Source organism: Dickeya parazeae Ech586, assembly GCF_000025065.1.
Lineage (GTDB): Bacteria > Pseudomonadota > Gammaproteobacteria > Enterobacterales > Enterobacteriaceae > Dickeya > Dickeya zeae.
Genome location: NC_013592.1, coordinates 796,387 through 818,093, shown reverse-complemented (window position 1 = coordinate 818,093; position 21,707 = coordinate 796,387). Strand labels below are relative to the sequence as shown.

14 protein-coding genes and 5 pseudogenes are annotated in these 21,707 nt (G+C 52.7%); 7 read left to right on the top strand and 12 right to left on the bottom strand.

Annotated elements, in window-relative coordinates; genetic code table 11:
- Positions 1 to 26 precede the first annotated feature (26 nt).
- Positions 27 to 1,138, top strand: a pseudogene (locus tag DD586_RS03680) (IS3 family transposase).
- Positions 1,139 to 1,154: 16 nt separating this feature from the next.
- On the opposite strand, the pseudogene DD586_RS03675 reads toward DD586_RS03680, so the two are convergent.
- A pseudogene (locus DD586_RS03675) lies at positions 1,155 to 1,775 on the bottom strand (IS630 family transposase); the annotation flags it as partial.
- A gap of 99 nt (positions 1,776 to 1,874) precedes the next feature.
- On the opposite strand from DD586_RS03675, the pseudogene DD586_RS21180 reads away from it, so the two are divergent.
- Both DD586_RS21180 and DD586_RS21175 read left to right on the top strand, forming a co-directional pair.
- Positions 1,875 to 2,033, top strand: a pseudogene (locus tag DD586_RS21180) (integrase core domain-containing protein); the annotation flags it as partial.
- 354 nt (positions 2,034 to 2,387) lie between these two features.
- Positions 2,388 to 4,439, top strand: a complete 2,052-nt coding sequence (locus DD586_RS21175; protein WP_012883460.1) for an acyltransferase family protein — start codon at positions 2,388 to 2,390, stop codon at positions 4,437 to 4,439.
- Positions 4,440 to 4,568: 129 nt separating this feature from the next.
- Here DD586_RS21175 and DD586_RS03670 read toward each other — a convergent pair.
- Positions 4,569 to 4,874, bottom strand: a pseudogene (locus tag DD586_RS03670) (integrase core domain-containing protein); the annotation flags it as partial.
- Between the two features lie 82 nt (positions 4,875 to 4,956).
- Here DD586_RS03670 and DD586_RS03665 point away from each other — a divergent pair.
- Positions 4,957 to 6,201 (top strand): IS110 family RNA-guided transposase, encoded by a 1,245-nt coding sequence (locus tag DD586_RS03665; RefSeq protein ID WP_012883459.1) that lies wholly within the window; start codon positions 4,957 to 4,959, stop codon positions 6,199 to 6,201.
- 199 nt (positions 6,202 to 6,400) lie between these two features.
- Here the strand turns inward: DD586_RS03665 and DD586_RS03660 are convergent.
- A pseudogene (locus DD586_RS03660) lies at positions 6,401 to 6,784 on the bottom strand (DDE-type integrase/transposase/recombinase); the annotation flags it as partial.
- Positions 6,785 to 7,141: 357 nt separating this feature from the next.
- Between DD586_RS03660 and DD586_RS03655 the strand changes: the two are divergent.
- Positions 7,142 to 7,612: an MEKHLA domain-containing protein gene (locus tag DD586_RS03655; RefSeq protein WP_012883458.1), complete on the top strand. Its 471-nt coding sequence runs from the start codon at positions 7,142 to 7,144 to the stop codon at positions 7,610 to 7,612.
- A 795-nt stretch (positions 7,613 to 8,407) separates the two neighbouring features.
- Positions 8,408 to 9,190, top strand: coding sequence for a transporter substrate-binding domain-containing protein (locus DD586_RS03645; protein ID WP_012883456.1), 783 nt, complete (start codon positions 8,408 to 8,410; stop codon positions 9,188 to 9,190).
- A 161-nt stretch (positions 9,191 to 9,351) separates the two neighbouring features.
- Here the strand turns inward: DD586_RS03645 and DD586_RS03640 are convergent, their stop codons facing one another.
- Positions 9,352 to 10,284: a nucleoside recognition domain-containing protein gene (locus DD586_RS03640; RefSeq protein ID WP_012883455.1), complete on the bottom strand. Its 933-nt coding sequence runs from the start codon at positions 10,282 to 10,284 to the stop codon at positions 9,352 to 9,354.
- Between the two features lie 277 nt (positions 10,285 to 10,561).
- Here DD586_RS03640 and mltB point away from each other — a divergent pair, with 277 nt between their 5' ends.
- Positions 10,562 to 11,665, top strand: a complete 1,104-nt coding sequence (mltB, locus tag DD586_RS03635; protein WP_012883454.1) for a lytic murein transglycosylase B — start codon at positions 10,562 to 10,564, stop codon at positions 11,663 to 11,665.
- Positions 11,666 to 12,064: 399 nt separating this feature from the next.
- On the opposite strand, the gene iolB is transcribed toward mltB, so the two are convergent.
- The 8 genes from iolB to iolG form a co-directional block, all read right to left on the bottom strand.
- Positions 12,065 to 12,892 carry a 5-deoxy-glucuronate isomerase gene (gene iolB / locus DD586_RS03630; protein WP_012883453.1) on the bottom strand — a complete coding sequence of 276 codons (828 nt, stop codon included), beginning with the start codon at positions 12,890 to 12,892 and terminating at the stop codon, positions 12,065 to 12,067.
- A gap of 23 nt (positions 12,893 to 12,915) precedes the next feature.
- Complete coding sequence (iolE, locus tag DD586_RS03625) at positions 12,916 to 13,806, bottom strand: myo-inosose-2 dehydratase (RefSeq protein ID WP_012883452.1); 891 nt, start codon at positions 13,804 to 13,806, stop codon at positions 12,916 to 12,918.
- A 30-nt stretch (positions 13,807 to 13,836) separates the two neighbouring features.
- Positions 13,837 to 15,798 carry a bifunctional 5-dehydro-2-deoxygluconokinase/5-dehydro-2-deoxyphosphogluconate aldolase gene (locus DD586_RS03620; RefSeq protein ID WP_012883451.1) on the bottom strand — a complete coding sequence of 654 codons (1,962 nt, stop codon included), beginning with the start codon at positions 15,796 to 15,798 and terminating at the stop codon, positions 13,837 to 13,839.
- Between the two features lie 54 nt (positions 15,799 to 15,852).
- Positions 15,853 to 16,986, bottom strand: a complete 1,134-nt coding sequence (locus DD586_RS03615) for a Gfo/Idh/MocA family protein (protein ID WP_012883450.1) — start codon at positions 16,984 to 16,986, stop codon at positions 15,853 to 15,855.
- 17 nt (positions 16,987 to 17,003) lie between these two features.
- The gene (locus DD586_RS03610; RefSeq protein WP_041164768.1) at positions 17,004 to 18,038 is read right to left on the bottom strand and encodes an ABC transporter permease; all 1,035 of its coding nucleotides are present in this window, start codon (positions 18,036 to 18,038) and stop codon (positions 17,004 to 17,006) included.
- Positions 18,039 to 18,054: 16 nt separating this feature from the next.
- Positions 18,055 to 19,602, bottom strand: coding sequence for a sugar ABC transporter ATP-binding protein (locus tag DD586_RS03605; protein ID WP_041164274.1), 1,548 nt, complete (start codon positions 19,600 to 19,602; stop codon positions 18,055 to 18,057).
- A 56-nt stretch (positions 19,603 to 19,658) separates the two neighbouring features.
- Complete coding sequence (locus tag DD586_RS03600; protein ID WP_012883447.1) at positions 19,659 to 20,597, bottom strand: substrate-binding domain-containing protein; 939 nt, start codon at positions 20,595 to 20,597, stop codon at positions 19,659 to 19,661.
- 65 nt (positions 20,598 to 20,662) lie between these two features.
- A complete protein-coding gene (gene iolG / locus DD586_RS03595; RefSeq protein WP_012883446.1) occupies positions 20,663 to 21,649 on the bottom strand; it encodes an inositol 2-dehydrogenase in 987 nt (328 codons plus the stop codon).
- Positions 21,650 to 21,707: the final 58 nt, after the last annotated feature.

The window sequence follows — 21,707 nt, the reverse complement described above, 5'->3', positions numbered from 1 at the left end:
GATTATGTCCCGTTGAGGAGATCGCCATGCGTAAAGCCCGATTCACCGAACACCAGATCATTGCCGTTCTGAAGTCCGTCGAAGCCGGACGTACCGTTAAGGATGTCTGCCGTGAAGCCGGTATTTCTGAAGCCAGCTATTACAACTGGAAAGCGAAGTTTGGCGGTATGGAAGCCTCTGATATCAAAAAGATGAAAGATCTGGAGGACGAAAACCGGCGTCTGAAACAGATGTTTGCCGACCTCAGTCTGGAGTGCCGCGCACTCAAGGATGTTATTGAAAACAAGCTTTAAAACCCGCGATAAAGCGTGAACTCGTCAGTTATCTGACCGCACAGTTTGCGATGAGCATCCGCCAGGCATGCAGGGCGTTATCGTTGAGCAGGACGGTCTATTTTTATCAGCCCGACACCCGGCGTGATGAGCCGGTGATTCAGGTATTGACTGAAATGGCGGAGCGCTATCCGCGCTACGGCTTCAGGAAGTTGTTCCAGACGTTACGCAGGCAGGGGCATGCATGGAACCATAAACGCGTTCATCGTATTTACTGCCTGTTAAAACTGAATTTTCGTCGTAAAGGAAAGCAACGTTTGCCCGTGCGTAACCCCGCACCGCTGGTGACACCGGAAGCACTTAACCAGAGCTGGTCGATAGATTTTATGCATGATGCGCTGGTCTGCGGCAGACGCTTTCGGACCTTTAATGTGGTAGATGACTTTAACCGCGAAGCACTGGCGATAGAAATCGACCTGAATATCCCGGCACAACGGGTGGTCAGAGTATTGGACAGGATCGTGGCAAACCGTGGTTATCCGCTGAAACTGCAGATGGACAACGGACCAGAACTGGTCTAGCTGGCGCTGGCACAGTGGGCAGAAGAACATGGTGTATTGCTGGAGTTTATTAAGCCGGGCAAGCCGACGCAAAATGCCTTTATCGAACGTTTTAACCGGACGTACCGGACAGAAATCCTGGATTTTTATCTGTTCAGGACGCTGAATGAAGCACGGGAAATCACAGAGCGCTGGCTGACGGAATACAACAGCGAGCGGCCTCATGAATCCCTGAATAACCTGACGCCGGAAGAATACCGGTTGATGACTGAAAAACCGGATATCTCAAAAAGTGCATGGAACTAAAACGGGTGTGCTTACACTGTCCCGACGTGGCGATACGCTTCTGCTGCCCTTTGGGCATCCAGTCGGCACCGATTTTCGGGTTCAGGTCGATATCGACCTCATCCTGATAAAACACAGGATTAGCCGCTGAGTCCTGAGCCAGCTCGATGGCAAGCCGCTTTTCATCATAATGCGGGTCCCTGATTTTCAGCGTCGGTGCGGCCCTGCGCCAGACCATACCGGCCTGTTTGAGGTATCGGTGCAGGGTGGAGCGGTGGATCGTCACGTCAAAAAGCCGGTTGACAATACGGGTCAGTAACTCCGTGCTCCCGCGGGAGCGCAGCCAGCCGAAATCCTTCAGCGAACGTTGAACCAGCAAGGAAAGCTCACGCTGTATATCGGCGACCGGCCAGCAAGGCGCACGACCAGGTTTGAGGCTCTTGAGTCCTTCAACACCCTGTAAAGTAAACCAGTTTATCCATCTTCAGACGGATGAACGCGCAGCACAGAGCAGTCTGGCGACGTCGGTGACGGTCATTCCTCGATGTAACATCAACATGGCAATGAGTCGTCTGGCATAATTTTTATCGCGTGTTTGTTGGGCTGCTTTGCACATCAGTTGTCGTTCTTCATCAGGGATTGCTGCTATGATCGGCATCGCTCAGTCCGGTTGGTGATTTGTGATGTTTGGCGATTGATCAGATCGCTTAATTCGGACTGAGTTCCCTTCAAGTGATCTACTATTTGGCGAAGCTATTTAGACGTACACTGGTTCCTGCCACTGGAAGATGCGCAGGAAAAGGTCGAACACTAGCGACAGGAATATAACCAGCAAAGACCCCATTCCTCGTTAAATAACCTGACTCCGAAAGAATTTATCCGAAGCCTGAAAAAAAGGCCCGGATCTCTGATTTAGCCTGGTACCGATATTGGGAAGGGATCAAAAAAGCGGAAATTTCAAAAATATGCGGAACTAAAACGGATGTTTACAGTCAAGTCTTATTGAAACATGGTATATATATTGTAGTAATTCAATTAAAAACTGTATAATTTATATTCAGCAAATAGGTGTCCATGCGATTTTTTAGCATTTTCAAAATAAAATCTTGGATATTTACACCAGTTATTAACTGTAACTTATATAGTGGACACGTCATCTGGCACTTAAAAAAATTCACAAGAAATATAAAATGGTTAATTGAAAAACTCTTAACTACTCACAAAAAAAATGCTATAATATTATCTTTTTTATAGTAAAGAGTTGAGGAAAATGGTTGATAAAAATAAGTACGCTAATTATATTGATGGACTAAGGGCGGTCGCTGTAATAGCTGTAATATTATATCATATGAATAGCAAAATCATACCTGGTGGATTTACCGGTGTTGATATCTTCTTTGTTATATCTGGTTTTGTTGTATCATTATCAGTAAGCACAATAAAAAATGAAGGGATATTTTCTTTCATAAGATCATTTTATCTTAGACGATTAGCCAGAATATATCCAGCATTAACAGTTTGCTTATTGGTTACCTTTCTATTATCAATTCTATTTATACCCGAAGCCTGGCTTTCACAATCAAATGATAAAACAGGCCTCTATGCTTTTTTTGGTCTTTCTAATTTTGTTTTATCTCAATCCAGTGGAGATTATTTTTCACCTGTATCTGAGTTCAATCCATTTACGCACACATGGTCTCTAGGTGTTGAAGAGCAATTTTATTTTGTTTTTCCATTATTTTTTTATCTATGGATTAAAGGGTTTAAAAAATCATCTTTCATTGTTTTTTTTCTTTGTTTTTTTCTATCTTTATATATATCGCACAATCTATTTCTGACTGACAAAACACATGCCTTTTACATGATATGGTCAAGGTTTTGGGAGTTAGCAGCGGGAGTAATTACATTTCAAATATTAAATAAATTAGGTGTAAATTTAAACGACAACAAAAATACAGGCATAAAAAGTAATATTACATCCATTGCAGGATTTTTATTTATAGCACTTGGATTTATTATATCAACCCCAGATTCATCACCGTTTCCAGACTGTATAGTCCCTATCACCGGAATTGTTCTTATAATATCGTCCTTGCATGGGAGAAATAGTGGAATTGCATTCCATTTCTTAACCAATCAGTCTATTGTATTTATTGGTAAAATATCGTATTCTCTTTACCTCTGGCATTGGCCTATATTTACCCTATTTCGATGGACTGTTGGACTCAATGAGTATAAATACCAAGCACTCTCTTTGGTATTAACTTTTGTCTTTTCTATATTTTCTTATAAATTAATTGAACAACCACCAAGAAGATTAGTAAGGAATATAAAGAGTAATTTTCACAAGAATTTATCAATAATATTTTTCCTCGTAGTTGTTTTTTTTGGCTATTCTTTAGCGACATATTTATTATCTCAAAAACATAATATATCACTTAGTGTTGTTGAAAAAAATAGGGATATATGGTATCCGGAAGGTACACCAGTTGAAATATCAATTCAAGGATGTAGTTCCAAAACATCATTGGTTAACTTACCTAATGGTGCTGTAACCATTCACAAACCTGTCAATTGTGCTCCTGATTTCAATAGAAAAGAAAATAATGTATTTGTTATAGGCGACTCTCATGCAATGCATTATTCATCAATGCTAAAGAAATTAGTTGCTCAATATGGAACAACAGTATTCCAATACTCTATTGGTGGGTGTCCATTCTTAAGTTTACAGCCAGATCGAGAAACGGGCACTTGTAAATCCTTTAGTACCTCAGCTCTGGATGACATAAAAAATCGCATCAAAAAAGGTGACATTATATTTATGGCATCTCTCAGAATACCAAGAATTGTTGACCAATGGGGTTATTTCGGCGTGGATTCAGCCCTAAATAATATTTATAGCTCCAAAGCAGAAAATGATAGAAAAATTGCATTAAAAGAAGCGGTTAAAATTATCAATGAATTAGAAATCTATGGTGCGAAAATAATACTGGAAGCTCCAACACCAGAACTAAAAGCAATAAACTATAGATGTTCAGATTGGTTTAACAAGAATAACCCAATATGTTTGAATGGGTTATCTATAAATAAAAGCACTATAGAAAAATTAAGAAATCCAGTACTAATGACTTATAAAAAAATAATAAATGAAATTCCCAGCGTTAAAATTTGGGATCCTACACCTGTACTTTGTCCTGAAGACATCTGCTATTCAAAGATGAATGATAAACCGCTATACTTCGATGGTGATCATCTTACAGCCTACTCAAACACACTATTGCTACCGTATTTTTCTAAATTTATAGGTTTTGATAATAATTAATTTCTTATCACTACACTATACGAGTTAATACTGATTAGTTAAATAACTCGATTGATTAAACATTCAGACTAGTGTGCTTCAAAATAAATATCCTCCGGCATAGCCGGAGGTTTTGTAAGTACACCAGTTTTAGTTCCATGCACTTTTTGAGATATCCGGTTTTTCAGTCATCAGCCGGTATTCCTCAGGCGTCAGGTTATTCAGGGATTCATGAGGCCGCTCGCTGTTGTATTCCGTCAGCCAGCGCTCTGTGATTTCCCGTGCTTCATTCAATGTTCTGAACAGATAAAAATCCAGTATCTCTGTCCGGTATGTCCGGTTAAAACGTTCGATGAAGGCATTTTGCGTGGGTTTTCCCGGTTTGATAAATTCCAGCATGACACCATGCTCTTCTGCCCACTGCGACAGAGTCAGTGATATTAGCTCCGGGCCATGATACCTATTGAATGCATCCAGTTCGCGTTTTACTCAGCCATTTTCTACAACTTGTAATGCCTGTCACAAGTGGAGAAAATCAATGAATACTCTTGTCAGTAACACCAGCCTGTCGGGGACACTGATTGCCCTGGATATCGCTAAAAAACATCATGATGCAAAAATTCGACACCCGGATAGACGAACATCTTTCCTGCGTATTGAAAATACACTGGAAGGCTTCAACCGATTACTTGCGCTCACCGCTTCCCCCCATAATGATATTACCGCGGCCTTTGAACCTACCGCTGATTATCACCGTAACATCGCATGGTGGTTACATAAGCAGGGCGTAAAATGCCATCTTGTTTCATCTGTCAGATGTGCGCGAGCACGTGAGATGCTGTTTAAGACCTGGGATAAAAATGATCGCAAAGATGCCAGTGTCATTATGTATTTGCTCGAACAGGGATTATCTTCACCATTTTATGATCCTCTGGCGAACGGCATTATCGATATACAGGAGATATCAAACACATACCATCAGGTTACTCTGGCTCGAACCCGATGCCTGAACAGCCTGGTTAACCACTATCTGACCCTTTATTTCCCCGAGGCTGAGCAATTTCTGCATATGTCCCGGGCAGAGTGGTTCTGTCAGTTCTTGCTTCAATTCCCTACACCGTCTTGTATTACATCACTGAACCGGGATGTGTTTGTAAAACAGTCATGGGATGTTGTTGGCAGGAAACAGTATAAACAGCAGTTTCTTGAACATCTCTATGATGTTGCTGCGGATCCCATTGCCTTACCGTTGTCAGAAGATTCTCTGGCAGTGACCACGTTCAGATTACAACTTCATCGTTATGTCGGGCTTTCGGTACAGCGATTGCAGCTTGAAAAGCAGGCAGAAAATTATTTACAGGAACGGAGTGACTACAGGCACTTACGTACGATCCCCGGTATTGGCGCCATCATTGCCCTTATGATAATTGCTGCAAGCGGTGATCTGACACGTTTCACTCATTACCGGCAGTACCTCAACTTTTGCGGTTTTAATCTTTCCGCCAGCCAGAGCGGGCAAAAGCACAGTGATTACAGATTGTCGAAATGTGGAAATGCGCGGTTAAGATATGCCTTCTGGCTTGCCGCCACCGTAGCCGTAAGAACGAGAGAAAACAGCTTCCGCTACAAATATGAACGTTATATTCGGGAAAATGGCGACAAGCCAGATCAGAAAAGAAAAGCCATGACGGCTGTAGCAACAAAAGTCGCCAGAGTGGCGCATGCAATTGTAAAGCAGGATATTGATTACAAAGGGTATTATGAAATAAGCCATGGGACGTGATTCAACGGGCCGTAAGGCGCATCGCAACCATTAGATAATGCTCAACGTCCATGGTTTCCCAAAATGCTGTGTTAAGTCCTGTCGGGCCATTCGGACCCTTGTATGTCATGGTAAGCATATTTATAAGCCGAAAGGAGATGAGCGATATCGGATACAACAATGAACCATCGCCGTTGTATTAGATGGCAGGATCCTTGCGCGCAAAAACTGTTGATTCAAACGGTAGTCCGTTGTCCATCCGCAGTTTCAGCGGATAACCACGGTTTGCCACGATCCTGTCCAGTACTCTGACCACCCGTTGTGCCGGGATATTCAGATCGATTTCTATCGCCAGTGCTTCGCGGTTAAAGTCATCTACCACATTAAAGGTCCGAAAGCATCTGCCGCAGACCAGCGCATCATGCATAAAATCTATCGACCAGCTCTGGTTAAGTGCTTCCGGCGTCACCAGCGGTGCGGGGTTACGCACGAGCAAACGTTGCTTTCCTTTACGACGAAAATTCAGTTTTAACAGGCAGTAAATACGATGAACGCGTTTATGGTTCCATGCATGCCCCTGCCTGCGTAACTTCTGGAACAACTGTAGGCCCCCTTACATCACCGTCGGTGCCGGCCCACCCACTAGCTAAATGCTCACAACGGTAATAGTACAGAGCATGGCGTGACACTTTACAGATACAGGCTTCCTGCCACCAGATGGTATGAGTATCGCTAAACAGCGAAAGCGAAGACGCGAATATGCCGAAATAAAACGCGGTGGTGATAAGCCCGTCAAAGACTGCGCAGTGTCGTGGTACGCCTGCCAGATAAGTCTGAAATCGCTAATCGGTAGCGACACTACACCCCATAAGCATGACAAGGTTCACGCGGCTGGATTATATAGCCGATGAACTGTGCGTATTAAAGCCAGCCCGGCTCAACATGTGAAGGAGGAAGAGTGATGACAATGGCAGAACGTCTGGCGCTATTAAGGCGGATCGATGAATGTTACCGCGCATTGAACGGTAAGGGGCTCTATTGTCCTGAGGATGTAGAAGATCGCTATCTGTGGCTGGATCAAGCCGCACCTTACAGTATCCTGGCCCATGGCAACACAAGCGACCCTGTCTTTATCTATGCCAACCAGTGTGCTTTACGTTGCTTTAAGTATAGCCATGAGGAGATGTTACAGTTGCCGTCGCGACTGAGCGCTTCCCCGGCGGATCGCGCTGAACGTCAAAAGTTACTCGATATCGTCACCCGCGATGGTATTGCGAAAAACTACACCGGGCCACGTGTCGATAAGCAAGGCAATACCTTCACGATTTATGATGGCGAAGTGTGGCAGTTAGGGTACAACAGCGGCAACGTCTGGGGACAAGCGGCTCTGTTCTGGCCTGTACCACGTAAAAATACCCTATGTCCCCAATAACAGCGTTTTAGGCGTTGAACGCAGCTAACTACCTCCCCGAAATAACGAGGCCCAGAGATGGGCCAGATAATACAGCCAACACAGCTACAACCTGATGTATAATGGATATATCGCAACTAATACCTGTTCACATAAGACTCGTCCGAATAAAAAATGATTCTTTTATTACAAATAAAACGAATTTATTAAAAGCAATCTCTCACCGCCACAATATTTACGCCCTGTTACCATTTACACGCCCGGTGAAATGCCTTGCTCTGGCAAGCTAAATTCAGGCATCGACACCTGAGTATGCATAGATTTACATCCTGAAAATAAAATAACACCACCCGATCATTCTTTCACGTATAAATTAACGTCCACTTTCCGGATAAGGTATGAATAGGGATATGAATCAATACAGGAATGTAGCAAAACATAATAACGCCGTGCCCGACGTTTTTTCCGTCTTCGTTCTTCAGGTCATATACCGTGCCACCTTTGGTGATACAGCATCCACTCTGTCGCCCGGCGCGTTGTTGTTCACATTGAGTGAGAACATGCTTTTCCCCATGAAAAGTATGGTTTTACAGGGCATAGCATATCCTTACCGGGGTTATTTCCCCCAATTAATAGCAAAACTAACTAACAGCGTTGTCAAACATACCCGCCGGGAGTGCAACCGGTAATATCCGGGCGCGAATGGAATGTAAAGAGCACCCCCTGTCAGGACAGCTTCTTTATTTCACAGGTAGCGATATGAATATCTAAATATTCACATTTATTTTTATACGGTTAAAAAGAGGTGTCATTATTATGTTCAAAAAACTATTCATCGTTCCAGCTATCATTATTCTCGCGACCTCATCCGTCGTATTTGCCAGGCAAGGCGTCATTCGTATTGGTGTTGATCTCGCTTATTCACCGTTTCAAACCAGAGACGTCAATGGCAATCCGGCAGGATTTGAAATTGATATTACCGATGCTATCTGTAAATCCGTCAATGCAAAATGTGATTACATCGTCAATACCTTTGATGCTCAGATCCCGGCACTGCTTGCCAGGAAAATAGATGTTATCTCGCCATTAGCGGTCACCCCCAAACGAAAAGAGGCGATAGACTTCAGCCACTATCTTTTTCATGTACCGACCCGCTTCGTTGCCAGAAAAGGGAGCTCGCTGCTGCCTCAAGTCGACAAGCTGCGGGGTAAAAATATCGCTGTACAGCAAGGCACCATTCAGGAAACCTACGCCAACAAATACTGGCTACCCGCCGGGGTCAACGTGAAAAGTTACCCTGATCAGGACGCCATCTATGAAGATTTACGCGCCGGAAGGGTTGACGGTGCGCTGTGCCCGTCCGTGTCCCTGATCTTCAGTTTTCTACAGACCCCGCAAGGTAAGGATTTTGAATTAAAGGGACCAGAAATCACGGATGACGGGTTATTCAGCATTGGCTCAGCCTACGGTATACGCAAAGGGGATACGGAAACCCAGCAGCTTCTCAATCAGGGTCTGCAAAATATCATCAATGACGGTACGTTTTTGCGCATCAAGACGCGGTATTTTGGGGATACGGATTTAAGCGTAAAAGAATAATGCCGAGTCATTCGCTTATCCCTCCGGCGCGCTTTTCCTTGCACCCTTGCACTCACCGCATTGCCCCGGCCCACAACGAGGCCGGGAAGAATAAAATGCCGCAGTGCGGGAACGCCATCAACTAAATGCCGTGGGTGTCACGCAACAGCGCGCGACACCGGCTAAAACACCGCCACATGCAGCACTGTTCTGACTGCAATACCGAACAGTGCGCCCAATGCGGCATAACGGAACAAACGAGTAAAGCGGGAACCGACACCAAGAAAAATACCGATCCCCGGTAAATCAAAGGTCTGAATCAGTAAACCGGCAGAGGCGTTGATCTGGCTGGCAGTCATCTTTCCTTGCTGCATCAAGTCCGACACCACACCAAAATAAGCGGTACCGCCCGCCAGACATTTCACCAGCGTCGGCAACACGAAAACCGGCGAAATATGCGCGGCAGCCAGCAGCGGCGAGAAAAAGTGCTCAAGTGCCGTCACCGCGCCCGCCGCTTCCAGTATGCCAACGATCGTCATGGAGAGGATCAGCATCGGCACCGACCCCAACGCCAGACGGATAGCATCCGCCCCGGCACTGTTGATAATGCCGATGAGGCCCCTGGCGGTGGGTTCATCCGCCGCGATCTCGCTGGAACGCTGACTCTCTGCGACAGACAATCTGCGCCCCAGCACATGATAGGTCAGCGCAGCGGCGGCCAGCCCGCCGACAATCGAGATGACAATCGCCCCCGCCCAGTGCAGACCAAACGGCGTCAGCGGATAAAACACGTTGCCCTGCCCCATCGCAAACACCATCGCCAGCGTCGCCGCCATGTGGCGATCGGACACGCCACGTTTTTCCATCATCGACAAGGTGGCGAGCGGCGCGGCGAAACTGACGAAATTGAGCTGGATCAGCGCGAAGGTGCTCATCCCGGTGAGTCCAAATGGCTTAAGAATCGGTGCCATCCAGCGAACCAGCGCATCGACAACACCTTTCACTTCCAGAAAACGCATGATGACCAGCATCACCACCATAATCGGCAACAGTGTATACAGTGCAACGTCAACGGAGGCCTTCCCCGATGACATGATAATTCCAATCACGTTCATGTAATGTCCCTGCCCGGGTGAAACAGTGCCGGTTGCTGTCGCTGGCGACGCCAGTCCGACTTTTCTTGTCAGCTATTTTCGTGACAATCATCACAATATTCCACCACGTTTTTATCCCTGTCTCATCCCAGCCTGCTTCATGGTCGTGACTGGCAGCAATGTCATGACTGACAGATAACCCATTGTGTGCCAGTGCGCCACAATTCGGTTTTTTCCCTATGGACGTTGCGCTACCATGGCCGCCACGTTGTTTTTGACAGAATTATATGGATATCTGATGCGTCGCCTGGTTGCTGTTCTCCCGCTGTTGTTGGCGCTGTCCGCCTGCAGCAATAAATCCGCTGAGCCCGCTGGGGCTGAAATTATCGGTACTCCCCCTTCCTCTGCCCCTTCCGGCGGTTTTCTACTGTCTCCTGGTCATTCTGGTGGCCTGCTGACTAACGGCGATTTTGCCAACAGCCCGGACGTGGACCGCTTCGTAGACAAAATGGTGCGGCAGTATGGCTTCGAGCGCCAGCAGTTGCATGATGTGCTGGCACAAGCGCAGCGGCTGGACTGGGTGATAAGGCTCATGGACAAGCAGGCGCCCGCGCCGTCCACCGCCACCCCGTCCAACATTCCCAATGGCTCCTGGCTGCGTTACCGCAAGCAGTTCATCACCCCGGATAACGTGCAAAACGGTGTCGCATTCTGGAACCAGTATCAGGACGCACTGGCGCGCGCCCAGCAGGTCTACGGCGTGCCGCCGGAGATCATCGTCGGTATTATCGGGGTAGAAACCCGCTGGGGCCGGGTGATGGGCAAAACCCGCATTCTGGATGCGCTGGCGACATTGTCCTTCGCTTACCCACGCCGCGCTGAGTACTTCCAAAGCGAGCTGGAGTACTTTCTGCTGATGGCGCGGGAAGACGGCTTTGACCCGTTATCGCTGCGTGGTTCGTTTGCCGGAGCGATGGGCTACGGTCAGTTCATGCCATCAGCGTTCAAGAAATACGCCGTGGATTTCAACGGCGACGGCATCGCCAACCTGTGGGACCCGGTGGACGCCATCGGCAGCGTCGCCAACTACTTCAAATCAAACGGCTGGCAACCGAACCAACAGGTCGCCATAACCGCCAGTGGTCAGACTTTCTCGCTGGAAACCGGCTTTAAAACTCGCTACTCCCTGTCAACGCTGGCAGCAGCCGGGTTACGCCCGACCGCGTCACTGGGTGGCTATCAGGAAGCCAGTTTGCTGCGCCTCGATATGGGTAGTTACTACCAGTTCTGGTACGGTCTGCCGAACTTCTACGCCATCACCCGTTACAACCACAGCGTGCACTACGCGATGGCGGTATGGCAGTTAGGGGAAGAAGTCAGGAAAGCACGGCAGGGGTATTAAACCTGAGTTCAACTGCTGACAAACCCTTTAAGTACAGGGTGAACGGGTTTTCCGGCGTCAAAAACTGTGCTGAGGTGGGCGACTTCGCCGGGTGAGCCGCATGGACGCGGCGAAAGCCCGTGCCGCTCCGGGAGAGCGTCACGGGCGGCCCGAACAGCGAAGGCGAACGCCGAAGGAACCGCGAAGCGGCATAGTTTAGCCCTCAAGCCAGTGGTCAAGGAGAGGCGGCGTTTGAGCCTCTCCTTGTCGTGCGTGCGATGAAATGGCAAAGGAACTACACCGTTTATCCCGCACGAAACCATTCACTACCCAGACAGACTTCACCATACTAAACAACATGACCAGTTGGGTTGGCAACCCGGTTCTATCTGTACGATAAAAAGCCTCATGCGTAGCAATCTATCCACTGTGCCGCGCGGCATATTCCGCGCTGTTCACCCACTGGTGATCCTGCTCCCAGCTAAAGCGCCACTGGCGCACCGGCCCGGCCATCACGTTGAGATAGTAGCTGTCGTAGCCCGCCAGCGTCGCTACCGGGTGGTAACCACGCGGCACCATCACCACATCCCGGTCGTACACCGCCATGCACTCGTCCAGCGAGCGATCCTCGGTATATACCCGTTGCAGACAGAACCCCTGTGGCGGGTTGAGCCGGTGATAGTAGGTTTCCTCCAGATAGGTTTCCTGCGGCGGATTATCGACATCATGTTTATGGCTGGGGTAAGAACTGGTGCAGCCCTCGTCGGTGTAAACTTCAACCACCAGCAGACTGTCTGCCGCTTTGTCCTCCGGCAAAATGTTGTGCACGAAACGGCGGTTGCGCCCGGCACCACGCGCTTCGGCACCGATATCCTGTGGCGCAATCAAACGGGTAGGATGGTTCCCGGCGCCCGGCGCGGCACAGACCGCCAGTTCCAGCGGGGTGTCGGCTATCACCGTCACCGTTTCCCCCGGCGTGACGTACACCGCCCAGGGTTTCTTGCGCTCGAACGGGTTCATGCGCTCACCGATATGTTCAAAGCGCGCTTGCGGTGTTATCACCGTCGCCCGGCCGCCAACCAACACCAGACAACGCTCCTGCGCCACCGCAGGCAGTGACAGCGTTGCACCAGTCGATAGCTGGTAAACCTCAAATCCGACATGACGCCACCCCGCGCGAGCCGGGGTAATCTGTTGGATACGCCCTTGCTCATCCGGCGCATGATAACGAGACAGTAATTCAGACATGACCCACCTCCTGGCTGCAACCGTCAGATCAAACCGGCATCGCGGGCGAAGCGCTGCAGGTTATTGAATCCCAACGTCGCGTAAGTCAGTGGGTGTGCCACCGCCGGGTCCTGTTCAGCTTCCACCACCAGCCAGCCCTGATAATCCTGCGCTTTTAGCAGTTGGAACAGTGACGGGTAATCGACACAGCCGTCGCCCGGTACGGTGAACACCCCACTGAGTACCGCATCCAGAAAACTGGTTTTGCGGTTTTTCACGTCTTTGAGCACCTCGGGGCGGATATCTTTGCAATGCACGTGGTTGATGCGCGCCGCCCAGCGTTGCGCCACCGCCAGCGGGTCGGCACCGGCAAAGGTAAGATGGCCGGTATCCAGCAGCAACCCGACCTCCGGCCCGGTATGGGTCATCAACTGGTCTACGTCGTCGGCGGTTTCAATCACCGTCCCCATATGGTGGTGATAGGCGATTTGCACCCCCTGCTGCTGGGTATAACGGGCGAATTCGCTGAGCTTCTCACCGTACTCCTGCCAGCGCGCCGCCGGGAAACGCGGACGTAAATGCACCGGTGTGCCTTGCTCGCCGTGAATCGCGCCGGTCACCTCAGCGAATACCAGCACGCTAGCGCCCAGTTCCCGCAGCAGGTTGAGATGGTCTTGCACCGCAGCAATTTCCTCTGCTACCGAACGGGTCAGCAGTTGGCCGGAATACCAGCCGGAGACCAGACGCAGCCCATGCTGTTGCAGAATCGGCCCCAGCACGCTGGACTGACGCGGAAACTTGTTACCCAGTTCAAACCCGGCGAAACCGGCCTCACGCCCCTCGCTCAGGCAGGTTTCCAGCGGGGTTTCCGCCCCCAGAGATGGCAGGTCGTCATTGGTCCAGGTCAGCGGATTAATACCCAGTTGAACGCTCATTTCGATTCCCTCTGCTCAGAATTAATGGAGTTAGCCGCGCTGACGCCACAGGGCGATCAGGTGCAAGTAGTTATCTTTGATGTCGGCAATCAACTGCTGATCATCGATGTCACCGCGCAGCCATTGCTGCGCCGGTTGGGCAAACAGCGTGCGTCCCACCGCAAAACCTTTCACCACCGGTTGACCCGCGGCGGCGTTGAACCCCTGACGTAACGTCTCGATCGGCGCATCCAACCCGAGGATCACCACACCACGGCAATAGGGGTCGCGCTCGGCCAGCAACGCTTCCAGCCGTTGCCAGCCGCTGGCCGACAGCGGCGGTAGCTTCCACCAGTCCGGCCGGACGCCAAGGTTGTAAAATCGCTGGATTGCCCGCAGGTACAGTTCGTCGCTACGCGGCATATCGGCAGGGAGGATCACCTCCAGCAACAGCTCATGACCCGATTGGCAACAGGCGCGATAGACCTCGCTCACCTGCCGCTCCTGCGCCAGTCGTAACGGGCTGTCGTCTTCCGGGTGGAAGAACACCAGACACTTCACCACGTGTTCCAGCGGCCAGTTCACCAACTGCGACCCAATGTTGCCGTGCTCCAGTGCCAGTGGGCGTGAACCCGGCAGTTCGATTGGGCGACCGATCCACCAGCCCTGCCCGGTAATGGTATTCAGCGCGTCCTGCCCGAAAGTGCCATCGCACAGTAATCCGGCTTTGCCGGGGGCTAATCCGGCTCTGCCGGGTGTTCCGGCTTTGTCGGGCGACCCGGCAAAGCCCAGCAACCCGGCCTGCTCCGCGGCCTGCTGGCTGGCTTTGAGAATCAACTGTTTAAGCTGCGGGATCCGGCCGCGCTCAGCACCGCAAGCCAGCGCCATCTCTTCCAGTTGGATGCGGTGATCGAAGGCGATCACGCACAGTTCTTCCCAGCGCTGCCGACGGGTGGTGACGCGATGCAGGTGGTTCAGTTCCGGGTCCAGGTCTGGCCTTGGCACCGCATGCGCCCGCGCCAGATAGTTATCCAGTTCGACGCGGCTTGGCATCGCCGGGGCGCAGCCGTGGCGTGATACCACCAGTGCACCGCAAGCATTGGCGTAAGCACAGGCTTTTTCCCAGCCTTCGCCGCTGAGATAACCACGCAGCAGACCAGACATGAACGCATCGCCCGCCCCCAACACGTTGAGCACCTCGACGCGCACACCTTGCACGGTAATGCCGTCATCCAGCGACGCCGGAATAGCGCCAGTGAATACCGAACAGCCCAGTGGACCGCGCTTGCACACCAGTTCCGCGGCGGTGTGCGTCCGTACTTGCCGCAACGCGTTTAGGGTATCGGTGCTGCCACCGGCAATATGAAATTCCTCTTCGGTGCCGACAATCAGGTCAAACAGGTTCAGCACCTGTTGCAACTGTGCCGTCACCGCCGCAGATTCGATAAAACGGGTTTCGCCGTCGCCTAACGAGGTCAACCCCCACAGCACCGGCCGGTAATCGATATCCAGCACCGTTTTCACACCGTGGCGACGGGCGTAACGCAATGCGGTCAATACCGCCTCGCGGGTATTGGGATGCGACAAGTGAGTGCCGGTGATCGCCAGACAACGCGATGAAGCGATGTATTCCTCGCTGACGTCTTCCGGCGTGATGGCCATATCGGCGCAGTTATCACGGTAAAAAATCAGCGGAAAAGTTTCCCGGTCTTTGATGCCGAGCAGCACCAGCGCCGTCAGCCGCGTCGGGTCGGTAATCAAATGGCTGGTATCGCAGCCGACCTGCTGTAGCTCCTCACGCAGAAAGCGCCCCATGTGTTCATCGCCGACCCGCGCCAGCATGGAAGAACGCAGCCCTTGCCGGGCGGTACCGTAAGCGACATTACCGGAAGAGCCGCCCAGATATTTGGCGAAGCTGCCCATGTCTTCGAGACGTGCGCCGATCTGCTGACCGTACAGGTCCACCGCCACCCGTCCCATGCAAATCACATCAAACTGCTTTTGCGTAGTCATTACGTCCATTCCTGTCAGCCAAAAAGGGAAATCGACAACACGTCGGCCCGACGGTTATCCCACTTCATGTACCGCCACCCAGCGCGCAGCCTGATGCGACAACACAATCGCGTCCAACACCCGGGAGACTCGCCAGCCCTCTTCAAAATCGGGCCACAGTGGCTGGTCGGCGGCGATGCCGTCGATAAGATCGCGTACCTCGACGGTTTTCTGATCGTTAAAGCCGATACCATGCCCGGCACTGGCGCAGAACGCGGCATATTCCGGGTGCTGCGGCCCAATCAGCAAGGTTTGGAACCCCTGCCGGTTAACCGGGTCGTCATGCCGATAGAGCTTCAGTTCCGCCATCCGTTCCTGGGTAAAACTGATGGCGCCGCGAGTGCCAGTGATGACATAACTCAGCCCCATTTTGCGGCCACAGGCCACCCGCGAGGCTTCGATCACCCCACGTGCGCCGCTGGCAAAACGCACCATGGCATGGGCCTGATCCTCGTTTTCCACCGTGACTCGGTCCGTACTCCCGGCACTCACCGGCCGCTGTGGTACCACCGTGTGCAAATCGCCGCACACCTCAGCGATCTCGCCCACCAGGTAGTGCGCCATATTGACGATGTGCGCCCCCACGTCGCCCAGTGCGCCCAACCCGGCGGTGTGCCGGAAGCAGTGCCAATCCGCCGGTTTGTTCGGGTCAGCCAGATAGTCTTCATTGTGGGTGCCGTAGAAATGGGTCACCTCGCCGATTTCACCACGGGCGATAATCTCTTTCGCCAACTGTGCCGCCGGGTTTTTCATGTAGTTAAACCCGACCAGCGTTTTCACCCCGGCCTGACGCGCGGCATCCACCATCGCGCGCGCTTCGGCGGCATTCAGCGCCAGCGGTTTTTCCGAATAGACGTGTTTGCCGTGACGAATCGCCGCCATCGCCATGGTCTGATGCAAAAAATTGGGGGCGCAGATATCCACCACGTCGATGGCCGGATCGGCCACCAGTTCCTGCCAGTCACCGGTGAAGCGGGCAAAACCCATCTCACGCGCGCGTTGCTCTGCCAGCGCTGGCGAGACTTCCGCCAGCATTTCACGCACCAGTTGCCCTTTAAGCGGATACACCACCGGTGCCTGCGCATAAGCGATGGCATGAGCGCGGCCGATGTAACCAGTGCCGATAAGACCAATTCGAACCTGTTTCATGACTGTCGCTCCTGCTGTCAGAGTGCACCGCGTCGGTTTTTGGCGTAGGTATCAAACGCCACCGCCAGTACGATAATCAGCCCGGTGATGATCTGCTGGTAATAGGCCGAGACATTCATCAGCACCAGCCCGTTAATCAGGATCCCCATAATGACGGAACCGATAATGGTGCCGCTGATACGCCCGTAACCACCCATCAGCGAGGTACCGCCAATTACCACCGACGCAATCACCCGCAGTTCGAACGAGATACCGGCCACCGCTTCGGCGCTGCCTAAACGTGCGCTGAGAATAAAACCGGCCAACCCCGCCAGCATGCCGATCACCACGTAAACGCTGACCAGTACCCGCTGCACGTTCACCCCGGCCAGTCGTGCCGCTTCGGTATTACCGCCGATGGCATACACGAAGCGTCCCCAGCGGGTTTTATGCAGCGCCAGCCAGCCGACCAACGCCACCAGCGCGAAGATCCAGATAGGAATGGAAACGCCGAGCAGTTCGCCGCGCCCCCACCAACGGTAGCCAGGGTCAAACCCGGCGATAGGCGCGCCGTCGTTGACAACTAGCGTCAGACCACGCCAGATGGTCATGCCGCCCAACGTAACGATGAATGGCGACAGACGCAGACGGGTGACCCCCAAGCCGTGCAGAAAGCCGATGACCGTGCCCATCGCCAGACAGATGCCAAGCCCCACCAGCCAGCTCATGCCGCCCCAGGCTTGTGCATCAACCGTGGTGAAGTTATCGCCTTTGATCACATAAGCGGCGGTCATGGCGCATACCGCCAGAATCGACCCGACCGACAGATCAATGCCTGCGGTCAGGATCACGAAGGTCATCCCCACCGCCATGATGCCGTAGATAGACACCTCGGTAAGAATGTTGGTGATGTTGCGTTCCGTCAGGAAGTTGCTGTTCTGCGACTGAAAAAAGATCAGCAGCAGGATCATGAAAATCAACACGCCGAAACGCTCGAAGAAGGCGATCGGGTCGATGCGTCCCCGGCCGTTGGTCGGCGCCGGCAATTTAATGCGGGATAAGGGTTGTTGCATACTCATAGACTCTCCGTTATGCGGCCTGTTGTGCGTCATGGCAGATGGCCATCAAGGTCATCAGCCGCTCTTCCGTAGCGTCATCGCCGTGCAGTTCGCCGGTCATCCGGCCTTCGCTCAGCGTGATGATGCGATCGGAAATCGCCATCACCTCTGGCAGGTCGGAAGAAATCACGATCACCGCCACGCCGCGTTTTGCCATATCGAACAACACCTGATGCACTTCGGACTTGGTGCCGACATCGATGCCGCGCGTCGGCTCATCGACAATCAACACCCGAGGGTTGAGCGCCATACAGCGCGCCAGAATCACTTTCTGCTGGTTGCCGCCAGAGAGCTTGCGCACCTCCTGCTCACTGTCCACCATCTTGATGCGCAACGCCTGCCGGTAAGATTCAATCAGGTCGTCCTCACGGCGGGTATCGACGAAGTAGCGCCAGCGCAACAGTGACGACAGGCTGGAGAGCGACAGGTTATTGCGGATAGACAGCCCCAGCACGGCACCTTCTTTTTTGCGATCTTCCGGCACCAGAGCGATGCCTTGATCCAGCGCGTGCAGCGGATCGACGGGGTGATAAGGCTGGCCGTCGAGCCAGAACTCACCGGAAGTAAACGGGTCAGCGCCGAACAGGCAGCGCGCCACCTCGGTACGCCCGGCGCCCACCAGCCCGGCGATCCCCAGGATCTCGCCCTCGTGCACCTGAAAACCGATGTTATCGAGCGCAATACCGTGCGGGTCGAGCGGCGGTTTTTCCCGGCACAGTCCCTTCACGGCCAGCCGCACAGGCTTGTCCTGATGGTGGGTTTCTGATGGCGGACGACGGGTAAACACCACATCGCGCCCGACCATCATGCGGATGATGCCCGCCACATCGATGTCGGCCACATTGCCGGAACCGGTGTAACGGCCGTCCTGCAAGACGGTGAAGCGGTCGCACAGTTGGAACACTTCGTGCAGCCGGTGGGTGACATAAATCACGCTGACACCGCGTGCTTTGAGTTCACGTACCACCCGGTGCAGGCTTTCGACCTCGCTGTCGCTCAGCGCGGCGGAGGGTTCATCCATCACAATCAGGCGGGCATTCAGTGTCAGTGCACGGGCGATTTCCACCATCTGTTGCTGCGCCACGCTCAGCCGCGCCACTTGCGTGGTCGGCGATATGTTCAGTTGCAGGTACTCCAGTACCGTACGGGCTTCCTGATTGACCGCCTGCGCATCGACAAACAGCCGGTTACGCTGTAATTCACGGCCGAGAAACATATTTTCCGCCACCGTCATGTTGGGCAACAGGTTGAATTCCTGATAGATGGTGACGATACCGCGATTTTGCCGTGCTACCGGCGAATCCTGCGGTGACAGCAGCTCGCCGTTGAAGCGGATATCGCCGCTGGTCTGGGGTTGCGCCCCGGCCAGCGCCTTGAGTAGGGTGGATTTTCCCGCGCCGTTCTCACCCAGCAACGCGTGGATTTCCCCCGGCAACACCGTCAGTTGCACCTTGTTCAGCGCCCAGACGCCGGAGAAATTCTTGGCCAGATCGGTAATAGCCAGTAAGGGTTCAGTCATGGGATAGCCCTCCTTCATCACCGGCCTCCCGGCCGGTGAGTGAGTGGTGTGTCCGCTTATTTGCCCGCTTCGCCGATACGTTCTGCATCGCTCAGGTTGTCTTTGGTGATCATGGTCGGTGGGTAGTCCGCCCCGGTGATCGCCGACTTGGTGCGAATATTGTTGGTCAACTGCGTCATCGCTTGCGTGACTGCATAGCCGGGGCGCTGATCGGCGGTCACCGCCATCCAGCCATCACGAACTCGCGCCAGCGCCTCCGGTACGGCGTCAAAACCGGTCACCATGACATCACCCGGCTTCAGTCCCTGGCTTTGCAGCGCTTCAATCGCCCCCAGTGCCATGTCATCGTTAGCTGACAAAATCACCTGTGGACGTTTGGGCAGCGACGGCAGTACGCTTTCCACAATGCGCATCCCTTCAGAACGCATCCAGTTGCCGGTCTGATCCGCCACCAGACGGTACTTGCTGCCGCCCGCTTTCAGACTGTCGCGGATACCCTGCGTACGTTCGATGTTGGACGACGACCCCGGCTGACCGGTCAGCAACACGATGTCGGCACCGTTTGGAAAACGCGCTTTGACGAAATCGGCAATCGCCTGACCACCTTTGTAGTTATTCGCGCCGAAGTGCGGCACTTTCTTGTCGGTCTTCACCGAACGGTCCAGCGTGACTACCGGCAGTTTGGCGTCCTGAATTTCCGTTACCGCACCGGACACTGCGTTGACATCATTCGGTGACACGATAAAACCCTGGGCGCCGCGAGTGATGGCGTTTTCCAGATCGGCCACCTGTTTCGGCGAACTGCCCTGGCTATCCAACACCTGCAGGTTCACGCCCAGCTCTTTGGCGGCCTTGACCGCAGTGCGTTGCATGTGGACTTCAAAAGGCATCGCCAGGTTGGGGGTACTGAATACAATCTGTTCGTTCTGTGCCTGCGCCAGACCGGACGACATCGTGAAGGCCATCGCGGCGGCCAGGATGGTTATCTTTTTCATGGTGTTGTCTCTGCATCAGTTGGGTGTAGGTAAGATCATGTTGTTATTCGGATCATATAGTTATGTCAGAGCGAAACCGCACGCCCTGTCGCCAGCGACTCCAGCGCTTTGTCGGCCAGATACAGCGCCCGCTCACCGTCGACGCCGCTGCACTCAGGCCGGGTGCGCCCGTGCAACACCTCAACGAAATGACGCCATTCTGCCGCGTAGGCGTCGCGGTAACGCTGCAAGAAAAAGTGTTCCGGTTTGGCGGCGAGGCACCCGGCATCGCCCCAGTGTTCCACCTGGTTTTCGCGGATATTGCCCGCACTCAACACACCGAGTTCGCCGTGCAGTTCCAGCCGCTGGTCGTAGCCATAACCGGAGCGGCGACTGTTGACGATGGTCGCCATCGCGCCGGAAGCAAATTTGAACACCACAAACGCGGTATCAATGTCGCCAGCCGCACCGATAGCCGGGTCGACCAGATTGCTGCCTTGCGCAAAGACCGAAACCGGCTCTTCGCCCATGATGAAACGCACCATGTCGAAATCGTGGATGGTCATATCGCGGAACATGCCGCCGGACACACGCACATACTCGGCAGGCGGCGGTGAAGGATCACGGGAGATAATCATCAGGGATTCCGGCTTGCCGACACGTCCTTCACCTGCCAGCGTCTTCACCCGGCGAAATTGCGGGTCGTAGCGACGGTTAAACCCGACGAACAGTGGCACCTGCTGTTGCTCCACCACTTTCAGGCAGTCGCGTACCCGTGCGATATCCAGATGCACCGGTTTCTCACAGAAGATGGCTTTGCCGTGGCGGGCCGCCAACTCAATCAAGTCAGCGTGGGTGTCGGTGGCAGAGGCAATCAGCACCGCGTGTACCGCCGGGTCGGCCATCGCCTCATCGATGGTTTGCAAACGCGCCTGGTACTTATCAGACAACGCCTGTGCGTTAGCGGGGTTGGGATCCACCACCGAATAGAGACAGGTTTCCCGATGTTCGGCGATGTTGACGGCGTGAACCTGGCCAATGCGGCCGGCACCCAGTAAAGCGATGTTAAACATGGCTACTCCCTCGATACCCTGGGGTATCACTGGTTGGTTGTAGGGGTCAGGATCTGTT